Below are 494 nucleotides of genomic sequence, written 5' to 3' on the forward strand. Positions count from 1 at the left end.
CCGACGGACTGCCGGACGTCATCTCGCACATCGCCAGGGACCCGCTCGACCCGGCCTTCGTGGACGACGACTTCCACACCGCGCTGCGGCTGCGCCGTACCACGGTCAAGCGCGCGCTGCTCGACCAGTCACTGATCAGCGGCGTCGGCAACATCTACGCAGACGAGGCGCTCTGGCGCGCCAAGGTCCACTACGAACGGCCCACGGCCACCTTCACCCGGCCGCGCTCATCACGTCCCGTACATGACCGAGCAGCTCGGCGGAGCGCGGCCGGGTGAAGGTGGCCGTGGGCCGTTCGTAGTGGACCTTGGCGCGCCAGAGCGCCTCGTCTGCGTAGATGTTGCCGACGCCGCTGATCAGTGACTGGTCGAGCAGCGCGCGCTTGACCGTGGTACGGCGCAGCCGCAGCGCGGTGTGGAAGTCGTCGTCCACGAAGGCCGGGTCGAGCGGGTCCCTGGCGATGTGCGAGATGACGTCCGGCAGTCCGTCGGAAG

Annotated in this window: 1 protein-coding gene and 1 pseudogene; one reads left to right on the plus strand and one right to left on the minus strand. The window is 69.2% G+C overall.

All coding sequences use genetic code 11. The annotated features are described in order from the left end of the window. The first annotated feature begins 59 nt into the window (after nt 1-59). A complete protein-coding gene (locus BFF77_RS32575; RefSeq protein ID WP_425424473.1) occupies nt 60-278 on the plus strand; it encodes a hypothetical protein in 219 nt (72 codons plus the stop codon). Here the strand turns inward: BFF77_RS32575 and BFF77_RS32580 are convergent. Then, a pseudogene (locus BFF77_RS32580) lies at nt 220-494 on the minus strand (bifunctional DNA-formamidopyrimidine glycosylase/DNA-(apurinic or apyrimidinic site) lyase); the annotation flags it as partial. The gene BFF77_RS32575 and the pseudogene BFF77_RS32580 sit on opposite strands and share 59 nt — an antisense overlap.

Source organism: Streptomyces lushanensis (genome assembly GCF_001700515.1).
Classification (GTDB): Bacteria; Actinomycetota; Actinomycetes; order Streptomycetales; family Streptomycetaceae; genus Streptomyces; species Streptomyces lushanensis.